This is a genomic window from Oscillatoria salina IIICB1, assembly GCF_020144665.1.
Lineage (GTDB): Bacteria > Cyanobacteriota > Cyanobacteriia > Cyanobacteriales > SIO1D9 > IIICB1.
In genome coordinates this window covers 1-22214 of record NZ_JAAHBQ010000064.1, presented here as the reverse complement: position 1 = coordinate 22214, position 22214 = coordinate 1, and the positions used below count along the sequence as shown (strand labels likewise).

Below are 22214 nucleotides of genomic sequence, written 5' to 3'. Positions count from 1 at the left end.
AAATGAAAAAACACCTCAGACGATAAGCAAGAACTGGTTAATGACAATTGCAATTGATTTTGGTACGAGCAACACAGTAATCGCCCGTTGGAATGCAGCGACACAACAACCGGAAACCCTAAGTTTACCGGGAATATCTCAGCAGATAGCCAAGAATCCACCGTTAATTCCGAGTTTGGCTTATGTGGAGGATGCCTCGGTAGGTGAAGTTATAATTGGGCAAACGGTGCGCGATCGCGGACTCGATTTAGCTAACGATCCTCGTTTTTTCCGCAGCTTTAAACGAGGTATCGGTGCAGAAATTCAAGGTTTTTTACCAGAATTAGACGAAAAAACGGTAACATTTGAGCAAGTAGGAGAATGGTTTCTCGCAGAAATCATTAGTAAACTCCAAACACAAGAATCCTCAGATTCTCTGTTTTTAACAGTTCCCATAGACAGTTTTGAAGCTTATCGTCACTGGTTAACAAAAGTCTGTCAATCTTTACCAGTAGAACAAGTACGAATCCTCGACGAACCAACCGCCGCCGCTTTAGGATATGCTGCGGAAGGCGAAGTTTTGTTAGTAATAGATTTTGGTGGCGGAACCCTAGATTTATCCTTAGTTCGCGTGGATTTAGGTGCCAAAAATCAACAGAAACCAACAGGTTTTATCCTCAAATGGGGAGAAAAATTATTAGGTGAAAATTCCAATCAACGACCGAAAACAGCGCGTGTTTTAGCCAAAGCCGGAGCCAATTTAGGCGGTTCGGATTTAGATAATTGGTTAGTAGATTATTTTGCTGAGAAACAAGGTTTAGCCAAATCTCCTTTAACCCTACGTTTAGCGGAAAGATTGAAAATAAAATTATCTTCGCAACCACAAGCGAGTGAGATTTATTTTAATGATGAGACATTAGAAACCTACGAGTTAGAATTAAATCGAGATGAGTTTAATCAGATTCTCCAAGAAAGACAATTTTTTGACCAACTTGACGGGTTGATGACAGCAGTTTTGCAGCAAGGAAGGCGGCAAGGAATTGAAGCGGCTGATATTGACGCAGTATTATTAGTAGGCGGTACTGTCCAAATTCCCGCAGTCCAAGATTGGGTAGAGCAATATGACATGAAGCGAGTGAAATGTCAAAAACCCTTCGAGGCGATCGCTCACGGCGCATTACAATTAGCCCAAGGCTTTCAACTCAAAGACTTTCTTTACCACAGTTACGGCATTCGCTACTGGAATCACCGTCAAAAATGCCACAGTTGGCATCCGATTGTCAAAGCCGGACAACCTTATCCGATGCTTAATCCCGTAGAATTGAAATTAGGCGCATCCGTAGAAAATCAGCCCAGTATTGAATTAATTATCGGTGAATTAGGCGCAGAAACCGCCGCCACAGAAGTTTATTTCGATGGATCTCGCTTAATTACTCGTACAGTAAATACAGGTTCAACTACAGTACAAGCTTTAAACGATCGCAACGGTGCAAGAACTATTGCCCAGCTTACCCCATTAGGACACCCAGGCAGCGATCGCGTCAAGGTTTCATTTTGGGTTGACGAACAACGTTCTTTGCGAATTAATGTCGAGGATTTATTAACTAATGAAACTCTCCTCAACAACCAAATTGTCGCTGAATTAAGTTAACCAATCCCTAATCCCAGTCCCCAATCACCAATCCCCAGTCCCCAATCAATTTGGGTTGACGAACAACGTTCTTTGCGAATTAATGTCGAGGATTTATTAACCAATGAAACTCTCCTAGATAATCAGATTGTCGCTGAACTAAGTTAAGCAATTATCAATTATCACGTAGCCGCATTTACCAATCCCCAATCCCCAATCCCCAATCCCCAGTCCCCAATCCCCAATCACCTCCTTTTCTCCTGATGAATAGGGATTTCGATAATAAACTCAGTTCCCTTTCCCAATTCAGAAACACATTTAATTTGACCGTGATGTTTTTCGACAATAATTGAGTAGGAAATAGCTAAACCTAAACCAGTTCCTTTACCAACGGGTTTAGTAGTAAAGAAAGGTTCAAATAAATGTTGTTGCACTTTTTTTGGTATACCCGAACCGTTATCAGCAATGCGAATTTCCAACCAATTTGCGCCGCGATCGCCTTTAGGAGATTCGCCATCGCGGAAACTAGTTTGGATGCGAATTGTCGGTGGATTAGCCGCAATTTCCTCTTCACTACGGTGAGAATGATATTCTTCTAAAGCATCAATTCCATTGCTGAGAATATTCATAAATACTTGGTTAAGTTGTCCGGGATAAGAATCGACTCGCTTTTGCATTCCATACTCTTTAATGACTTTAATTTCTGGATGACCGGGTTTGGCTTTCAAACGATTTTGGAGAATCATCAAAGTTGAATCAAGACCTTCATGAATATCTACTTCCTTCATTTGGGCTTCGTCGAGACGAGAGAAGTTGCGTAGAGAACGGACGATTTCCCGGATTCTTTCTGCTCCTACTTGCATTGAATTAATTAACTTAGGAAAATCCTCTTTGAGGAATGCAAGATCGATCTCATCAATTTTCTCTTCAACTTTGGATGTAGGTTCGGGGTATTCTTCCTGATAAACTTTAACTAAGGAAAGCAAGTCATTAGTGTAACTAATGGCATAGGATAAGTTACCGTAGATAAAGTTGATGGGGTTATTGATTTCGTGGGCTATACCAGCTACCATTTGCCCCAAAGAAGACATTTTTTCGCTTTGAATTAGTTGAGCTTGAGTACGCCGCAACTGTCGTAAAGCACTTTCAAGCTGTTTTTTTTGTTTGAGTTGAGCTTGCGATCGCTCTAACTCGGTTTCCGTTTTGACTCTTTCGGTAATATCGAGAACTACAGCTAAAAAAACGCGATCGATCAGTTGCAAATGTACTTCAACTGGGTAAACGCTACCATCCCTACGGCGGTGAAAAGTTTTAAAGATTAGTTTCTCTTTCTCACCTCGTCGCAAAGGAGTAATTAATTCCTCAAAGGTAATTGTGTCGAGTTTCTCTCGGATATCTCCGGGAGTCATTTGTTGTATTTGTGCTAACGAATAACCTAGGTTATGTAGTGCCGTTTGATTAGCATAGTCGAAATAATAAGTTTCGGCATCGAAAATATAAATTTCGTTCAGGCTAGCATCGAGAACGTTAAGCAAACGTAGTTGTTCGGCTTCTGCGCGTTGACGTTCGGCAATTTCTGCCCGCAACTGTTCGTTAGCTTTTGCCAATTCTGCGGTGCGTTCTTCTACTCGTTGTTCTAACTCGATGTGCGTTTGGCGCAGTTTTTCTTCAGCAAGCTTGGTAGCGGTAATATCTAAACCCATTTCTACTACCAAGGGAGAACCATCTAAATCTTGAAAAGGGTAGTTATAAATTTGATAAATTTTTCCGGTGCGATCGTCGTACCATTCCCAAGTTTGCGGGGTTTTGCTTTCAAATACGCGAAATGTCGGAGCTTTTGTACCTAGTTGCTTGCGACCAGGGAGAATTTGACAGTAACATTTACTCTGGGTCTCGCCAAAAATTTCTCGAAAACGTCGGTTATAAAATCCCACTGAACGATCTGGACGTTGCAAATAAAGAAAGGCGGGGAGGCGATCGAGTAGTGCATAAAGTCGCGTTCTCGAAGCCACGAGAGCTTCATATTTCTTTTTACTTTCGCTGATATCTTTGGCTACTGCATAGGTTACTCCGGTAGGCGAACGAGATATGCTCCAAGACAACCAGCGATAACTACCATCTTTATGTCGATAGCGATTTTCAAATTTTTTCTTCCTAGATATTCCTGAAGTTACGTCTTGGGGATGAACTAATTCTAGCCAAGAATATAACTTTAATTCTTCGTAATTCCATCCCAAAGTTTTTTCCCAAGCCGGGTTTGTTTCCTGAAAGCGTCCCTCTGAATCGATAATGCAGAATAAATCTTCTGAGAGATAAAAAAAATCTTGAAAATGGTCTTCGTCATTGGCTTGTGGATTTATGGTTTGTGTTTGATATTGAATTCTACTCATTGACAGATTAAAAAAAAATTATTTTTTGTTATCTAACTTGTTTGGGGTTCTTATAACCGCAAAATAGTAGCAGATGAAAAAATTGCCGTCTTCAAAGAAGTGTTACCTTAATATATACTATCTTTAGCTAAATTTTATTAATAAGATGAAATTTAAGTTAAGTATTATTAAAATCTTAAAAAATTATAATTTTTGGGCAGGCAATAACAATTAAATGCCCGAACGCCAGGAAAAGCGCGATCCCCAATCAGTTATCAGCGAACAGCGATCGACGAACCCAATCCCCAATCCAAGGGTTCCCAATCAAAAGACAACTACAAACCAGCACAAATATTTACCTATGCTTCAATTTATGCTATTATTCTAGTCCAAGCTATCTGATTCCAAGGTAAGTTGTTGGTGGAGGGCTTTGGCGCGTAGGGCGATCGCTTCCCAATTATGGGTGGCGACTAATTTTTTGGGGAACAAATGACTGGAAACGCCCACCGCGATTGCGCCTGCGTCGATGAGACTTTTGGCATTTTTTAAACTTACTCCTCCAGAAGGAATTAAGGGAATTTGGTTTAAAGGTGCTTGCAAACTCTTGAGATAAGTTGCTCCTCCCATCGCGTGTACTGGAAAAACCTTGACACAACTTGCTCCCGCTTGCCATGCGGTAACAATTTCTGTAGGAGTAAGCGCCCCTGGTACGATCGGCACACCGGCATGAGTTGCAGCTTGAATTAGTACCGGATCGACATGAGGAGTAAAGATGAATTTGGCACCGCAAGCGATCGCTTCCCGCAGTTGCGTTTTGTTCAAAATTGTGCCAGCACCGACTATACAGCCCGGTAATTCTCGCCGCAATTGACTTACTAATTCTGTCGGTTTCTCGCTATTCCAGGTAATTTCAATCATTTGCATTCCGCCTATTACCACAGAATACGCCATTTGTAAACCTAATTTATTCCGAGGGGCGCGAATAATCGCGATTGCTCGGTATTGGCTTAGGGATTTCAACCACAAATGCTCAGACATATTTGCCCTGTTTGCCTTCTATTGCGATCGTCTAGGCAGCAGATTAGTATTTAGTTACCAACGATCGGTGGAGTTTTTCGCGCTTGGTGGATCGACTCAGAAGATTTTGTCAAACAAAGCGATAATTAAACTCACAAGTCAAGTCTACCCGACCCTTGCGTAAAACCGCCGGATCTAACCTTTCCATTGTATTGCAAGTCATCAACACAACCAACTTTTGTTGAGAGTGAATTCCCGAATCGTCAATTACGCTTTGATATAATGTACCATCCAACAAACTCAGAATATGTTCAGTTTTGTTACTTTGTTGAGCTATGCGATCGGCACGATTTTGAGCTAAATTATCGGCTTCATTGATAATTAAACAAATTTTTTCTAAATAACTGGGCGGGACAAAATTTTCGACGGCATCATGGTCTAAAATAAAAATCACATATCCTAAAGGTACTAAAATTTCTTTAGCCACCGCTTGCGTCCAAGCTGTTTTTCCAGTACCCGGTTCACCATTTACCAATACTGCTAATTGGTGATTATCGATAATTGCTTGCTGAACAATATCGGTGAAACTTTGAATATTATCAGGAAAAGAACGAATAGAAAACTGACTGTAAACCTGTCCCACCCGACTTTGATAACCACTTAACATGACTGCTAAATTGTACGTGGCTTTGTTAACTAGCGGAGCGAGATTTTTCGCAATCAGATTGTAGTATCTTTTGTTGCGATCGCCAGGATATATTTCTAACCAAACTTGTTCTTCGTGCCAAAAAGCATAAATCGTTCCCATTGCTTCTAAACGTTCCCAAGCAACAAACTTTTCTACCGGATAATAAAAATAGCGGTCGATATATGACTGCATAATTAAATCCGGACGACCTAAAAATTTAAGAATCTTAAAAATCGTAATTTCTTGTAAGCGATTAAGGACATAATCAATCGGGATACTATTGCGGCTAACGATTTGACTGATGGGGGTTTCCACGCCGATAATATCTCCGTAGCGGCGATCGGGAAATGGTGGTTCAGGTGTGAGATATTGCCAGAATTCTGCTAGTTCGTATTGCATATCGGCAGAAAAAACGTTTAGTATATTTGCCCACCAAGCATATTCTTGGCGACCTAAAGCATCAGCAAAATCGCTAGCAAAATCTAAAGTTTTTTGCATGAGAGTCCAAGAATCTTTAGTAACTAAATGAGCGAAAAACTCCCAGTCAAATTTTCTTGATAATGGTTGCCAACCAGATCCTAATAAACTTTGTTCTTGGGGCTGATTACTACCCTGACGATCGCGATCGTACCAGTAAAATCCTGAGGCCATAATTTTAGTTGTTAACCTTGTGCAAACTTAGATAAGCTGGAGGAACTTTTTCTATTAACCAAACCTGATTTTCCGAACAATAAAAAGTATAACCATCTCGATACATTTTTGCGGCATCAATAGCAAAGAGAGCAGGCTTGCCATGTCGCTTACCCACATTTTTGGCTGTTCCTAAATCTGTCGAAAGATGAACGTGGTGCCGGGACATTTTAACTAAACCTTGGCTGAGGATTGACTTGACTGCATCTTCTTTTGTACCGTGATATAAAATGTCAGGTGGTTCTACTGGTTCTAGTTGGAGATCGACCTCGATACTATGCCCTTGATTGGCACGAATCAGTTTACCTGTGGAGTCGAAAGAAAAGCGTTTTTTGTCATTTTCGCTGACAATTTCTTCTAATTCCCTCGCCGTAATCAGAAATTTGTCTTGTTTGCACGCGGCGAGAAGCACTTCAACTGTTACCCAACCTCCGGGCGCGAGTTGCAAGCCAAGTTTGTCAGGACGATGGCGCAAATGGTAACTTAGATATTTACTAATTTTAACTAAGCGGGATTTTTTCATCGCGATCGCCAAAATGTTTAAGTGGAGGTGAAAACTCCAAAGGCTTTCCGTATTACATCATAATACAAATCTGGTAATTTGGGCAGAGGAAAAAAAAATGTTAAAAAAGTTTACATAGATGGGAAGGGTTTGATAAATGCAGTTACGGGTTCGGCGATCGCGATGATGATAATTTGACAAGCTCGATCGGAATTTCGACAATAAATTCTGCTCCTTGTCCAACTTGAGAATTAAAACTCAACTTTCCGTTATGCTTTTCCACCACAATTTGATAACTGGTTAATAAACCTAAACCACTTCCTTTACCTCCAGGTTGGGTAGTAAAAAATGGTTCAAATAAATGGGCTTTGACTTCCTCACTAATACCACAACCATTGTCTTTGATCCGGACAAGAACACTAGTGCGATCGTCTAACTCGGTATCGATCCAAATGGTTGGTTTAGTAGTTTCAGGAAAACCTTTTGTAAATTTTGATTCTAAAGCGTCAACAGCATTATTCAACAAATTAAGAAACACTTGGTTTAGTTGACTAGCATAACAAGTAACTTTTGGCAGCTCGCTATAATTTTTAATAACTTCAATTTCCAAATCTTTATCTTGTTGATTAATTCTGTGCTGTAACAGCAATAAACTACTATCAATTCCCTGATGAATATCAACAGATTTAATTTCAGATTCATTTAAACGGGAAAAAATGCGTAAAGCAAGAATAATAGTGGAAATCCGCTCCGATCCAGCTTGAATAGAACCGAGAACTTTTTCTAAATCTGCACTGATAAAATCTAAATCTATCTCTTGAATTGCTTCTTTAATTATTTCTGTAGGTTGAGGATATTCTTGCTGATAAATCTTGATTAATTGTAGCAAATCTTGAATATAATTGCGTGTAAAATCAAGATTTCCGGCGATAAAACTAATAGGATTATTAAGTTGATGGGAAATTCCAGCAACCAACTTACCCAAACTAACCATTTTTTCTTTATGTATTAGTTGAGCCTGAGCAGATTTGAGCTCATTTAAAGTTTCTTTAAGTTGTTGATTTTGTTCTTTTAATTGAGATTGAAGCTGTTTAATTGTCAGTTGATTTTTAATTCTGGCGAGAACTTCTTCAAAGTGAAAGGGTTTAGTTATGTAATCAACACCGCCTACTTTAAAAGCTTTAATTTTATCTTCTGTATCATCTAAAGCACTCAAAAAAATTACAGGTACAGTGTTAGTTTTTTCATTTTGTTTCAGTTGTTTGCAAACCTCATATCCATCAAGACCAGGCATATTAATATCCAACAAAATCAAGTCAGGAAGTACAGCTTGAACTGCGGTTAAAGCCATTTGTCCGTTAATTGCTTTGCGGACATTATATCCTTGTTCTGTTAACATTGTTGATAAAAAACGGATATTATCTGGGGTATCATCAACCACAAGGATATCATTTTTTTGAGGATTATTAGGAGAGTCGTTATTCATTAGGGTTTACATTTGATGCTTAAAAATTTTGATTAGCTAAGAAAATTTTCACGATCGGGAATTACCCAGGAAAGTTTTTGGGGTTACCAGTGAGGATCGGAAGTTATTAATTCTACCACATTTTTACTGTTCAAAGGTTCGGAGAATAAATATCCCTGACCAAAATCACAATTTAATTTTTTCAGTTGAATTAACTGTTGAGTAGTTTCAATTCCTTCAGCGATCGCCTTCATGCCCATTGTCTGTGCAATACTGATAATGGCGGGGATTAAACCGAGGTTAGATGAAGTTCCATTCAGACGTTGAACGAAAGATTTATCAATTTTGAGGAGATCGACGCGAAAGGAATGTAAGTAACTCAAAGAAGAATAACCTGTCCCAAAATCATCGATACTCAAGTGAATTTGTCGTTTTCTTAATTCTTCGAGAATAGTTGCCGCCGATTGGCTATTATCCATAATGGCACTTTCGGTAATTTCCAACTTTAAACATTGGGGATTAAGTAGAGTTTCTGCCAAAACGCGATCGATTTGTTCAATTAAATTGGGTTGGGAAAACTGCCGCACAGAAAGATTGACACTGATACTTAGATTATCGTTTACCAATTTTTGTTGTTGCCAAGAAATAAGCTGCCGACAAGCTTGCTTCATTACCCAATGACCGATCGGGTTAATTAAACCAGTTTCTTCTGCGATAGGAATAAACAATCCAGGAGAGACCAAACCGCGAGTCGGATGTTGCCAGCGCACCAAGGCTTCAAAGCCAGAAATTTTTCCTTGATTCAAGTCAATAATTGGTTGATAATGGAGAACAAATTCCTGGCGTTCGATCGCGCGGCGCAAATCGTTTTCGAGTTGCAATAAGCGCAAAGCTACGCTGTGCATTTCAGGGTCAAAAACGTGAAATTGACCTTTACCTAGGGCTTTAGCGCGATACATGGCGGTGTCAGCATCCCGCAAGAGATGTTCTGGTTGTTCGTAGTCGCAATTACCTAAAGTAATCCCGATACTAGCATTAATAAAAACTTCTCTTCTTTGCAATTGAAAAGGGTGAGAAAACAAATCTAAGATCCGAGTTGCCATTTGAATAGCATTGCTAATGTTTTCTATTTCTGTAAAGAGAATTGCAAATTCATCGCCACCCAAACGAGCGAGAGTATCTCCATTGCTCAAACAAGACTGAAGACGAGCGGCGATCGCGATCAGCAATTCATCGCCAACGAGATGTCCCAAAGAGTCATTAATTACTTTAAAGCGATCGCAATCCAAAAATAATACTGCAAATTGAGATGATTTGTTTGCCTTTACCTCTTGGAGAGCTGACTGCAAGCGTTTCATAAATAAAGCCCGATTCGGCAACCCAGTTAGGGAATCGTGAAGTGCCATTTCTAGCAAACGAGCATTGGCGATTTCTAACTGCTGAGTACGCTCTTGCACCCGCTTTTCTAGTTGACTATTGAGTTGAAGAATTTCTCGCTCTGCTGTCTTCAGCGCTAATTGATTTTGAATGCGAATCAAAACTTCTTCAAACTGATACGGCTTAGTAATATAATCTACACCGCCAACCTCAAACGCCTTGACCTTATCAAAAACTTCATTGAGAGCGCTGAGAAAAATAACCGGAATCTCAGCAGTGGAACTCTGCTGTTTCAAGCGCTGACAAACTTGATAGCCATCCATATCTGGCATCATGATATCCAACAAAATCAGATCCGGTACCACAGTTTCCACAGCCTTAAGAGCCATCTGTCCGTTTAAAGCCTTGCGGACGTTATACCCTTGTTTGAGGAGCATCGTCGAGAGCAAGCGCAAATTTTCGAGAGTATCGTCAACGATCAAGATATCTTCTTTAATAATGACTGTGCGATCGCTATTCATCTCACTATAGTCTCAACTAATTACAGCTTAGTTTATTCCATCCTCGATAAGGATTACTTCTGAGTTAGTTGAATTAACTCGACAATCTGCTCGAACTGGAAATTTTCCGCCAGCTCTTTCAGAAAAACAGCTAAATCAGCATTTTCTGCCTGAATTTGCTCGAGCAATTGTAAGATTAGCAGATCGCTGCCTTGAGCAGCAGCATAATTTAACTGGGCTATCCATTCTTGCGGCATTTGAGCAATCTTTAACGCCATCTCGCTCAATTTCACTTTCGCTTGAGTTGGAGTATTGATTTTGCCTTTGGGTGCGGTTTCTGAAGCATAGATATAACTGAGATCGAGATATTGAGCAATTTTTGCCAATAGCTCCTCTTGACGAAAAGGTTTGTGTACTAAATCATCGCATCCGGCGGCTAAAATTTCCTGTCGCTGTTCGTCGAAAGCACTAGCACTTAAAGCTATAATTGCGATCGCCTGACCTTTTGAACAACTGCGAATTTTGGCGATCGCTTCATAACCGTTCATTATTGGCATTTGCATATCCATCAAAATTAGTTGTGCATCCCAACTCGACCATATAGCTAAAGCTTGTTGACCATTTTCCGCTTCCCGTACCTCAAAACCTAAATTCTCCAGTAGCTTGACTAACAAAAAACGATTGGCAGAATTATCCTCTACTACTAGGATGCGACATTTTTCTTGATTAGGAGCAAGACTGATAATTTTTTGGTTGATTGGTTGCGTGTTTGTAACTGTTATTTCTGCGATTCGGCTTACCTGAATTGCAAAGCTAAACTTGGTTCCTCCATTGGGAGTGCTACTAACCTCAATTTCGCCGCCCATTAGTTGAACGAATTTTTGCGAAATTGGCAAACCCAAACCCGTACCTTGACCGGATTTTAAGCCTGTCTCGGTTTGAGTAAAAGGTTTAAATAAAAGCTCTAACTCTTCGGGAGCAATACCGGGTCCGGTGTCAATAACTGAAAATAAGAGAGTTTGCTCTTTAAGTTCAAAGTCTGATTGTGAGGTGTCAGGTAGGGTTTCTACTTTCAAGGTCACGCTCCCAACTTCGGTAAACTTAATTCCATTACCGATCAAGTTAATCAACACTTGACGCAGTTTCCTTTCGTCAGTTTTGATATATTGAGGCACTTGAGGGGTGCGTATAAAGATTAATTCCAATCCTTGAGATTGTGCTTTGTAGGAAAACATTTCTTCAAGAGTATCGAGGAAGTGATACAAGTCAAAAGCATTTTTACTGAGCGTAACTCGTCCGGCTTCAATTTTGGACATTGCCAAAATATCGTTGATTAAGCTGAGGAGATGTTCGCCACTATTACTAATAATTTCCAGATATTGTTGATGAGTTGAACAAAGATCGTGAAAGCCGTTGAGGATGCTGGGCTTTGCCCAATCGCGGTTCATCAGTTGGGTAAAGCCTAAAATCGCGTTGAGGGGCGTTCTCAATTCGTGACTCATGTGAGCGAGAAATTCACTTTTCGCCCGGTTAGCAGCGTCGGCAGTTTCTTTGGCTTGTTGCAATTCTAAAGCTTGCTGTTGGGTGTGTCTGAGCAGTTCTGCCTGTTGTACGGCTACTCCTAACTGAGAACCAATTTGGATGGCGAACTTGGTTTCGGCTTTTGTCCAGTGACGAGAACCGCTATTTTGATAAATTGCGAGTAATCCCCAGAGTTTATAGCCACAGAAAATTGGTACGATAATATAAGCTTGTGCCTGTAAACGCTCCAAATATTCCAGGTAAGAACGATCGAAACCTGCCTGATAAATATCTTCTACGCAGAGGTAACTTGCTCCGAGACTATCAACACCAATTGAAGTGTTTTGTAAGTAAGCATCCCTATCTGTTGGCGAATCGTTAGAATTCGTTTCTAACATCGGTATCCATCCTGGCGCTACCGACTCAGAAACAATTTCCTCAATTCCTTCTGGTTGAAAACGATAAATCAAGACGCGATCGCAGTTTAACACCTGTCGCAGTTCTTCGGTGGTTGCTCCAAAAATTGTTTCGATGTCTAGCGTCTGACGCATTCTTTGAATAACTCGAAACAAAGTTTTTTGCCATTGAGCCGTTTCGCGCAAGACTTCTGCGGCGGAAAAGCGATCGCTGATATCGGTAACGACTCCATCCCAAACCACGCTACCATCAGCTTGCTTTTCTGGGCGCGAACACCCTTGTAACCACTTAGTTTGAGAGTTAACCACAATCCGCCAGCTAGCTTTCCAAGGTTGTAACGTGCGAGCCGAAACCGCGATCGAGTTGACTAGAGGGTCAAAATCTTCAGGATGCACGACTTCCCAAAGTAAACTCGAATTTTGCATTACTGCTTCTGCTTCAATGCCATAAATTTCTCGGCAACCAGGACTGACATAGGGAAATTCTTGGGAACCGTCGGGGTACAATTTGTATTGATAAATCATCCCCGGTAGATGCTCGGCTAAGTTTTGAAAACGAGCGTTGCTACGTTCTAATGCTTCTTGTGCTTTGCTTCGCGCTTGTCCGATCGCAATAAATTCACCTACTAATTTTAGCCAGTCTATTTCTTCTGGAGTCCATACCTTGGCGCAATTAGCAATATCCACACCCAGGAAACCAACAACTTTACTAGAACGTAGTATCGGCACAGTAACCCCCAACTTCAAACACCGAAGCGGGTAATTAGCTGTTTCACAATCGAAAGCTACTGGCGCACGCTGACTTGGACAAGAAAATTGTACATTTTCACCAGCTAGAATTTGTTGGTGAACTGAGTTATTACTTTCCACAGGGATCTCTTTAAATTTGTCCCAAGATGGCTCGATACCACTAGCGCACCATTCGTGAGTCATACTAAACGAGTTTTGCTCCTCGAGGTAGCGCACAAAATACATTCGCTCGCTCTGCAACAATTCGCCAACTGTTCGCAAGGTAAAATTTATTGCTATATTAATCTCTTCGTCGATAAACTTACGGGAAATTTGGCTAAGTAGTTTATCCATTTCTGCCCGTCTTGCCAATAATTCGTCTGCTTGCAAGCGTTCTAATTCGGCACTAGCACGAGCCGCAAAAATTTTCACAATTGATTCTTTGCTAAAATCTTTAATCATCGGCTCCACGTCCATTACTGCTAGATGACCGATAACTTCTCCCTCTGAGGAGATTAAAGGAATTGCTAAGTAACTCTCTACCTCTAACTCAACTAAATCCCGATCTTTAGGAAACAAAGCTTGAACGTTTTCTGGATAAAAACAAATTTTGCCCCACAATACTTTTTCGCAGGGAGTACCTGGAAGCTCGTACTCAAAGTTTTTGACAAAATCAATCCCATCCCAAAAAGCTAAAGTACGCAGTTTGCTTCGAGAATCATCAGCCATTCTGGTGACAAAGGCGTAGCGAACTTGCAAAACTTGGGCGAGATAGCGGACACAGGTGCGAAAAAACTCGTTTCCTGTCGCTGAAGCCGTTCCCTCAACTATTAATTGCAGAGCTTGTTCGCGACTTTCTAATTGTGCTTCTGTTCGCTTGCGATCTTTAGCCAAAGCAATTTTACTCTTCACGGATGCTATCTCCTCTAAGATAACTTGACGAAGGGATTAGCTGGTTATGATTTTTATCACTACAACTAAGAGATCGCCTGAGTATTATTTAACAGCGATCGCCTGAAAATTTAGCCTGGTGCGATCGCTATCCCTCTGGGAGAAAAATAAATTTTTATTGCTTGGTTAGCTTCTCTGGAAACTTCCTCGACTCTTCTCGTGCTCACCAATAACTGAAAAAATTTTCCCTATCCCTACTTCTGGGCTGGCGATCGACTCACACTAGATACTTAATAATACAGTATCCAGTTAAATTGTGGTTTCAAGATCGTGCGCTCGCGCCCTGAAGAAATTTTCTCGCTCGTTAGTTCAAATTTTTACTGCTTTTTTCAGTTAATTTTAAGACTTGCTCGAACTGAAAGTTATCTACTAACTCGCTGAGAGCATTAGCTAATTCGGTATAATCTTCCGGAATTTCTTCCATTAATTTGAAGATTAAAATATCACTACCTTGAGCGGCAGCTTTTTCTAAAGAAGCTATCCATTCATCAGGCATTACTCTCAAGGCTGTGGCATCTAAATTAAACTCACAGTTATTCTCCTTACTGTTATTAGGCAAAGTTTCTTGTTCCTCGGTATTAGTTTTTTCATATATATATTCCACTGGCAAATGTTTAGCAATCTTGCTCAAAAGTTCTTCTTCTTTGTAAGGTTTGCGAATAAAGTCATCACAACCATCGGACAAAAGTTTGTGTCGATCTTCTTCAAAAGCGTTGGCGGTTATGGCAATAATAGCAACTCGATTTTTAATTGGTAGTGAGAGGATAGTTAATGCCTTACCTTCTTGACTTAATTGGTACTCAGTTTCTTTCTTTTTCTGGTTGGCTGCTTCTTCGTAAGATCTAATCTGTTTCATGGCATCGTACCCATTCATTACGGGCATTTTGATGTCCATTAAAATTAGATCTGGTTGCCAAGTTGACCATAATTGAATTGCTTCTTGACCATTTTGGGCTACTTCAATGCTAAATCCAAGAGAAGATAGTAATTTAACCAAAATTAAGCGATTGCTTGGCTTATCTTCTGCTACTAAAATTCGATATTTTGGTTGGTTAGGAGCGAGAGCAATAACTTTTTTCGGTAACTGATTAACTTGGCAATCCTTAGATTCGCGAACCTCCTTAGCTCGAATTTCAAAATTGAACGTACTCCCCTTACCTACCTGAGATTTTACTAAGATTTCTCCGCCCATTAATTGGACGAATTTTTGTGAAATTGGTAAGCCTAAACCCGTACCTTGACCAGATTTTAATCCCGTTGCCGTCTGGGTAAAAGGTTTAAATAATTGCTCTAACTCTTGTTCGGCAATACCCAAGCCGGTATCAATAACCGAAAATAATAGTTTTAGTTGTTGGTTGTTAGTTGAATTCTGACAATTTTCTGAATTTTGACTCCTGACTGGCAATTTTTCTACTTTTAAAGTCACGCTGCCGGATTCGGTAAACTTAATTGCGTTACCGATCAGGTTAATTAAAACTTGGCGTAGTTTACTTTCGTCAGTTTTGATGTATGAGGGAACATCAAAATTTTTAGTGAAAGTTAGTTTAAGATTTTTCGACCTAGCTTTTAGTCCGAGCATTTCTTCGATACTGTCGAGCAGTTTATAAAGATCGAAAGTATTTTCGTTCAAAGTAACTCGTCCGGCTTCGATTTTAGACATTTCTAAAATGTCGTTAATTAGGGTTAATAAGTGTTCGCCACTGTTATTAATAGTTTTTAAGTATTGCTTCTGCTCTTGGTTGAGGTAGGAATCGCGACTCATCAGTTGACTGAAACCTAAAATTGCGTTGAGTGGAGTTCTCAATTCATGGCTCATGTTGGCAAGAAATTCGCTTTTGGCGCGGTTAGCAGAATCAGCGATTTCTTTGGCTTTTTGAAGTTCGAGGGTTTGCTGTTGGGTGCGTTTGAGCAATTCTGCTTGTTGTACGGCAACTCCTAATTGAGTACCAATTTGTATTAACATTCTGATTTCTGCTTCTTGCCACTGACGGGCAGAAGAATTTTGATAAGTTGCTAGTAATCCCCAAAGTTGATTGCCACAAAAAATGGGTACGATTAGGTAAGCTTTTGCTTGAAATTGTTCTAAACGTTCTAGATAGCAGGAATCAAAATTAGCTTGGTAAATGTCTTCGACGCTCAGGTAAGTTATGCCACGACTGTAAGCACCACCTTGAGTTTCTTGAAGATAAGTGTCGGTATCGGGGATCGGATTTTTTAAGTCGATCCAGGTTTTGACTTGACAACTATCTTCGTTGACAATTACTCCTTGAACAGAGGAGTAGTTAGTTTGTGCTTCGACTAAGGAAGTCCAGCCTTCAGCTACCGATTCAGCGACAAATTCTCCACTCCAGTCTGGTTGAAAGCGATAAACGATCGCCCGATCGCAGTTTAAGGCTTGTCGTAACTCTTCAGTAGTCGAGCTAAAGATTTTTTCTAGCTCTAAAGATTGACGCATCCTTTGAATAATTCTCGCGATCGCTTTTTCTCTTTCGACACTCTGATGTAAAGCTGTTTCTGCGATACGGCGATCGCGCGATTCCATCGCTAAGGCTGCCATATGTGCTAAATAGTTGGCAAAGTTCTGATCTTCGGTTGCCCAATGTCTAATTTTTCCCGTCTGCTCTAAACAAATTACTCCGATCGCTTCTCCTTGAAAATGAATAGGAATGTCTAACATCGAGACAATTCCCAGGGGAATTAAATATGATTTACTAAATTCGCTCGTGCGGGGATCGTGGCGAGCATCACTGGCGGCGATCGCCCGATTTTCGTCTAAGGCTTGAAAATAACTCGGATAGTCCTTCACAAACAGGGTTATTCCCTGGCTGTGTCGGTTAGCTGTCAACTCATATAAGTCACTACAGGAGATCGCTGATTTATCTTGATTGTAAAACCAAATACTTGCTCTTTCTACATGAAGAATACGACTGGCTATTTGGGTAATTTCTTTTAATGCTAGTTCGAGATTTCCTTGATATAAGTTTTTGCTTTTAGCTAAAGTTACTAATCCATATTGTTGTACGCGCAAACGAGCTTCGCTTTTGAGTAATATGGCTTCGACTGCATTTTTTTCTTGAATTTGGTTCTCCAGGGCGGTGTTGGCTTTAATTAATTCGGCGGTGCGTTCTTCTACTCGCAACTCTAATTCTTCGTAAGCCTGACGCAAAGCTCTTTCTGCTTGCTGACGCTGGATTTCGGCGGCGGCTCTGGCAGCAAATACGCTCATAATTGCTTTGGCGTTTTCCTCGTTTTTCAAAGGGCGATCGCTGTTGATACAGAGTGTGCCAATTACTCGTTGTTCTTTGTTTAGTAAAGGTAAGCCTAAGTAACACTCTGCTGTCATCGCTTTTAAGGCTAATGCTTCGGGAAATAGTTCTTGCACTTTCTGAGGATAAAATTTCATCTGCGCTTCTTTAATTACTGGCTCGCAGGGAGTTCCTTTGTAAGGATATTCCATGTTTTCTCGCCAGTTGCCATTTGCCCAAAATGCTAGAGTTTTTAGTTTTTTTGGTTGGTTAGCTACGGTTTCGCTGATAAAAGCATGACGTACTTCTAGCGCTTCGCCTAAATGCTGCACTAAAGCTGAGAAAAATTCTTCTCCCGTTACTGAAGCAGTTCCCGCAAGAATATTTTTGAGAATATTCTCTGCTTGTATTCTTTGGTCTACTTCTTGTTTAAGTCTTTGGTTGACTGTTTCTAAAAGTGTGGGACTTGACAAAGCTAGGGCTTGGGGAATAAGTGAAACTAAACTACAGGCAGTATAGAGAGAAATCAATGCTGTCAATGCTTTTAACGCCCCGGAAAGCCAGTAGGCTGGATACCAAAGCGTCCAAATTTCCATTAAGTGGGTTGTCCCACAAGCTATAATAAATGTACTGAATAAAAGAAAGATACCTCTAAAGGGCAAATCTCCTCGCTTGCGGATAAAGTAAATTAATAGTAAGGGAATTGAGTAGTAAGCTAGAGCAATCAAACCGTCGCTCAGAACGTGAAACCACACAAGCTTGGTCTGCCACAAGTAGCAAGAACCGTGCGGCATATATTGACTTGGAGAAAAGATGGTTTTTAAGAATTCCCACATATTACTTGCTTGGAGAGCTTTGAGTTTAATCTATTCTAAGCTAGAAAATTTCTGAATTCTAATCTGTCATGAAAATGTGAAATTCTCGTGAAGGTTGATTTTTTTTTGCTTGTGAATTATTTTCTCTAAAAAATATTCGGGCAATGGCGACGATCGGTTTTTGTCGAATTTAATAACTATTATTTCTTCTCGATATTAAGCGAACCACAGCAAATTTTCTCTTAAATTTTGCTAAAGATCCTGCCAATTTTTCTTTGTCCCATTAGCTAAACTATAGATTAATTTAGATGATTTTACCGATCGCTATCGATTTCGATCGAAGTTTCTGTTTCTAGTTTATTGACGGACAATGATATAGCTTATACTTATATTCTCCAGTTCGGAAGTGGGTTTTTGAATCTGGGGTGCATTGTCGGGGTTCTAAATCAATTTCAGCGCGAAAATCAACTAACCACAAATCTAAAGAGAAAGGTACTTCAGTTAGTTGGTTCGACAAAATTTTGACTGAGGTAGCATAACTTCTAGTTTCTGGAGAGCGATGAGCTAAAAAAAATTGCGGAGAGACGAGATGTTTGCTCTGATTTTTGGGAGAAATTTCATAAGTAAATTCCCAGGCTAAGCCCATCATTCTCCCTGTTTGACCGTGATGTTTGTGTGTGGTAGCAATTAATACAGAATTTTCCGAGTTTTGTTGGATAATTGGCGCTAATAAATCGGGGCGATGCTGTTGTAAATAGCCGAGATTGTTCACCACTGTCAAACCACTGATAACTGCAATGAAAAAGATTGCTTGAATAATTGATTTTTGCTGGAGTTGCTGCCAACAACTAGCCAAACTAATTGCTAACAAAATTACGACAGCCGGAAAATAAACAAACTGGAAACGAGGTGCGAGTGTCAAGTCCATAGCCAAACCGTAAGTAAAGAGGAAAAAAAGCGCGATCGCGCCACCGATATAACCAATTAATGCTTGAGTAATTAAACGATTTTCTCCATCTTGAGCAAAAAACTTTAAACCAGAAATCAATTTTGGTAAAACCCAACCTAGAAATAATATCGTTACCATTCCCGAAATCACTACTACCCAAAGAGAGATGTTATTAAAGGCTGTCGGTAGCAAAATTAACATACTCCACCACCACAGTAACATTCGTAAAATTGGTTCTAACCAATTAATTCTTGGTTCGCCATCAGAAACCCACTGGGTAAGGGGACTCTGGTAGATAGATCCTAAAATTGGCAACCAAACTAAGCAGCCGATTAATGTACCCGCAGCAACTAAATAAATACGTCGCCAAGGCGATTGCAACAGGAGGTTTTTATCTTTGTGAAATTGACTCCATCCTCGCCCCAGGAAAACAAAAAGTTCGGCTAAAAGAGTTAAACTAAAAAAGAAGTGAGTGGCGATCCCCACACAATTTATGCTAATCCAAGTTAAGCAAATCCAAAAAGGTAAAGTTGCGCGTTTGTCAAGTAGTTGGATAGCTTTAATAAAGCAAGTTAAAGAAGCAATAACTAATAAAATGACTAAGGTATAATGACGGGCTTCGCGTGCGAGATAAATAGCAAAAGGGGATAAAGCCATTACTGCTGCACTGATTTGGGCGATTAAAGTAGAATTAACTGTTAATTTGGCAAAAATAAACATTGCAGGTATCGCAGCAACGCCAAAAAATGCCGATAGCGATCGCGCAATCCAAATTAAGTCTAATCCTGCTGCTGGCGAAAACATTTTCATCCACCAATGAGCTAAGATAAAATAAACTGGCGGATGGGTACTTTCAGTAAATAAATGATGTACTACATCGCTAACTGTAGCGGTGGAATTTGGTGTTAAAGGAGCTAATAAAACTTCTGTGCTAATGATTTCATTGACTGGTACAATTTGAAAACTGTTACCGAGACTAAAGGCGATTGTGGCACATTCGTCAGTCCACGGTGGTAATAAATCGAGATTAAGAAAGCGAAAGATTGTCCCGAGACAAATCCAGAGTAATAATAATAATATTTCGCGTGATTTTTTTGTCATAAATATAGTTTGTAGTGAGCGCTTTAGCGCTACTATGAAATTAATCAGAGAGAAAAATCCATGAGAATGGAGGAGTTTAGTCCTCACTACTAACTTAGCAGTTTGTAGTGGGCGAAAAAGCGCTACTATGAAATTAATCAGAGAGAAAAATCTTCTAAAATGGAGGAGTTTAGTCCTCACTACTAACTTAATGGTTTGTAGTGAGCGCTTTAGCGCTACTATGAAATTAATCAGAGAGAAAAATCCATGAGAATGGAGGAGTTTAGTCCTCACTACTAACTTAGCAGTTTGTAGTAGGCGAAAAAGCGCTACTGTGAAATGAAGTGGAGACAGAAATATCCTAAAATGGAGGAGTTTAGTCCTCACTACTAACTTAGCAGTTTGTAGTGAGCGCTTTAGCGCTACTATGAAATTAATCAGAGAGAAAAGTAGACTAGAATGGAGGAGATTAGTCCTCACTACGAACGAGAGTTGATTCATACAGAAAGAGGATTAAAGTCCTTACTATGAAAAAATCAGACTTTAGCGATCTAAAATACATTCAGCCTCCATAACAAATAACTCTTCTGTCTCAAAAACAATACAAATATCGCTTATTGTAGCAAGGACAGGTGTTTTTCCGGCAGCTAAATTTGCTAAAGCTTGTGTCGTTGCGGAAGGATATTGCTCGATCCACTCATTTTCGAGGTATTCTAAACTAAAGGCATCTCGATCTAAAAGCCAAAAACTGATTTGATATTTGTCGATAAACTGATTTACGGCTGTTACGTCTGGACTGTATTGGGCTTGAATTAAATCGATAATTCGTTGGCGAAATTGGTTATAATAACCGAGATGGTAAGGGATAGCGTATTCTCTACCAACTAAAATTGAACGTTGAGAGAAACTAGGAAGATTGTTAACTTCTTGAGAAGTTGAAGCGATGAGAATGTCTTTGGGTTGTTGTTGGAAAAATTCGTATAATTGAGGTTGGTGACCTATTTTATATTTGGTGACAGGAAATCTTTCTTCCCAAAGAGGATACAAGACGATCGCCGCCGCGATCGCGAAAGTTACTGCTAAAATTAACCATTGTCTAGTGTTGACTTGACTATTTTGACGAATTTGCCGTTGACAAAGTTTGCTGACAGCAGTGAAAATTATAGTTAAAGCGATTCCCGCAGCGATCGCCACTACAATCCGCAAAGTATGTTCGGTGTAGCGACTGGGAAGGTGGAGTTTGAACAATAGCAGATGAGCGAGGATAAATAAACCTGTACCGACGAGCAATAATTCCCACAAAAGAGCGATTTTTGGTGTAATCTGTTTAATGAGAGGAAATCGATTCGGAAATTTCCAGGCGATCGCTAAAAACAACCAAAAGCAAAGGGTAGGTGGATTAACTAATCCGACGTGCAAAAAACCGCTACGAGTTCCCAACAAATAGAAACTCCAAAGGTTATCTTGAAAAAATGCGCTGCGTCCTTCTTCCCAAAACTCCGGTAACGTTTTAGCTAACTCTGGGGAGATTACTGGAGCAAAATCTGACGCAGTTAAAGCATAGTATGAAACGATCGCTCCTGCAACTACTAAACCCAGCCCAGAAAGAAAATAATCTTGTTTGTGGAAAAAAAGACGGATAATTAATAAACCGGCGCTGACAAGAACATATTGCGGATAGAATAAACCCAGTAACGCGATCGCTATTAAACTTGCAGTAATTCGCGACTTTAGCAAATAATAAAGAAAACCCAAAAATATCGGATAAACAAAGGCTCTTGGTGTAGCGGAAACCAAATCATCTTTCATCCACAAACTTTGGTTAAGTAGCATTGATGCAAAAAAACCAGCCAAAGGTACTGGAAAAATTTGCCAAACAATGCCAAAACAGTAACCAGTAGCGATTAATCCTAGTAAAATCGGCAAAAATTTATTGACCAAAAAAGGATTAACTCCCAACTTCGCCATCAGCCAATAAATAGCAGTATACCCAGGTGGCGCAACCGATTGAAAGTAATCAGCAATTAAATCATTGGGAAACAATTCCCCATCGAGAAAACGTAGCATCCAGAAAACGTGCTGCCTAGCATCGTCCTGAACGACGTATTCCTCGCGAAATGCTTCTTGCAGACCTAAAAAGCCACAAAACGCCGCAAACAGCAAGCTAGCCGCCAACCAGAAGACAATTGCAGAACGATGTTTGCTTAAACCAGGAGGTAAAAGGAATAATTTAGCGATCGGCATAGCAGCAATAACGTCAAAGAAACATTTGATTATAACCTCTCCCCTAA

12 protein-coding genes are annotated in these 22214 nt (G+C 40.1%); 2 read left to right on the top strand and 10 right to left on the bottom strand.

Going from position 1 to position 22214, the window contains the following annotated elements; genetic code table 11:
* Nucleotides 1-40 precede the first annotated feature (40 nt).
* Nucleotides 41-1630, top strand: coding sequence for an Hsp70 family protein (locus tag G3T18_RS18265; protein ID WP_224412015.1), 1590 nt, complete (start codon nt 41-43; stop codon nt 1628-1630).
* 224 nt (nt 1631-1854) lie between these two features.
* Here the strand turns inward: G3T18_RS18265 and G3T18_RS18260 are convergent, their stop codons facing one another.
* On the bottom strand, nt 1855-3999 hold the full coding sequence (locus G3T18_RS18260; RefSeq protein ID WP_318014001.1) for a PAS domain-containing sensor histidine kinase: 2145 nt from the start codon (nt 3997-3999) through the stop codon (nt 1855-1857).
* A gap of 214 nt (nt 4000-4213) precedes the next feature.
* Here G3T18_RS18260 and G3T18_RS18250 point away from each other — a divergent pair, with 214 nt between their 5' ends.
* The gene (locus G3T18_RS18250) at nt 4214-4366 is read left to right on the top strand and encodes a hypothetical protein (protein ID WP_224412014.1); all 153 of its coding nucleotides are present in this window, start codon (nt 4214-4216) and stop codon (nt 4364-4366) included.
* Here G3T18_RS18250 and G3T18_RS18245 read toward each other — a convergent pair.
* The 9 genes from G3T18_RS18245 to G3T18_RS18205 form a co-directional block, all read right to left on the bottom strand.
* Nucleotides 4363-5016: a bifunctional 4-hydroxy-2-oxoglutarate aldolase/2-dehydro-3-deoxy-phosphogluconate aldolase gene (locus G3T18_RS18245; RefSeq protein WP_224412013.1), complete on the bottom strand. Its 654-nt coding sequence runs from the start codon at nt 5014-5016 to the stop codon at nt 4363-4365. The two genes, G3T18_RS18250 and G3T18_RS18245, sit on opposite strands and share 4 nt — an antisense overlap.
* Nucleotides 5017-5125: 109 nt before the next feature.
* Nucleotides 5126-6334: an AAA family ATPase gene (locus tag G3T18_RS18240; protein WP_224412012.1), complete on the bottom strand. Its 1209-nt coding sequence runs from the start codon at nt 6332-6334 to the stop codon at nt 5126-5128.
* Nucleotides 6335-6338: 4 nt separating this feature from the next.
* Entirely contained in the window at nt 6339-6896 is a 558-nt protein-coding gene (locus G3T18_RS18235; RefSeq protein WP_224412011.1) for an RNA 2'-phosphotransferase, read from the bottom strand.
* Between the two features lie 142 nt (nt 6897-7038).
* On the bottom strand, nt 7039-8361 hold the full coding sequence (locus tag G3T18_RS18230) for a hybrid sensor histidine kinase/response regulator (protein ID WP_224412010.1): 1323 nt from the start codon (nt 8359-8361) through the stop codon (nt 7039-7041).
* Nucleotides 8362-8444: 83 nt separating this feature from the next.
* A complete protein-coding gene (locus G3T18_RS18225; RefSeq protein ID WP_224412009.1) occupies nt 8445-10238 on the bottom strand; it encodes a putative bifunctional diguanylate cyclase/phosphodiesterase in 1794 nt (597 codons plus the stop codon).
* A gap of 53 nt (nt 10239-10291) precedes the next feature.
* The gene (locus G3T18_RS18220; protein WP_224412008.1) at nt 10292-13795 is read right to left on the bottom strand and encodes a GAF domain-containing protein; all 3504 of its coding nucleotides are present in this window, start codon (nt 13793-13795) and stop codon (nt 10292-10294) included.
* A gap of 343 nt (nt 13796-14138) precedes the next feature.
* Entirely contained in the window at nt 14139-17915 is a 3777-nt protein-coding gene (locus tag G3T18_RS18215) for a GAF domain-containing protein (RefSeq protein WP_224412007.1), read from the bottom strand.
* A gap of 331 nt (nt 17916-18246) precedes the next feature.
* Nucleotides 18247-19944, bottom strand: a complete 1698-nt coding sequence (locus G3T18_RS18210) for a glycosyltransferase family 39 protein (protein WP_224412006.1) — start codon at nt 19942-19944, stop codon at nt 18247-18249.
* Between the two features lie 522 nt (nt 19945-20466).
* Nucleotides 20467-22214: hypothetical protein (locus G3T18_RS18205; protein WP_318014000.1), on the bottom strand; the 1748-nt coding region annotated here is incomplete at its 5' end.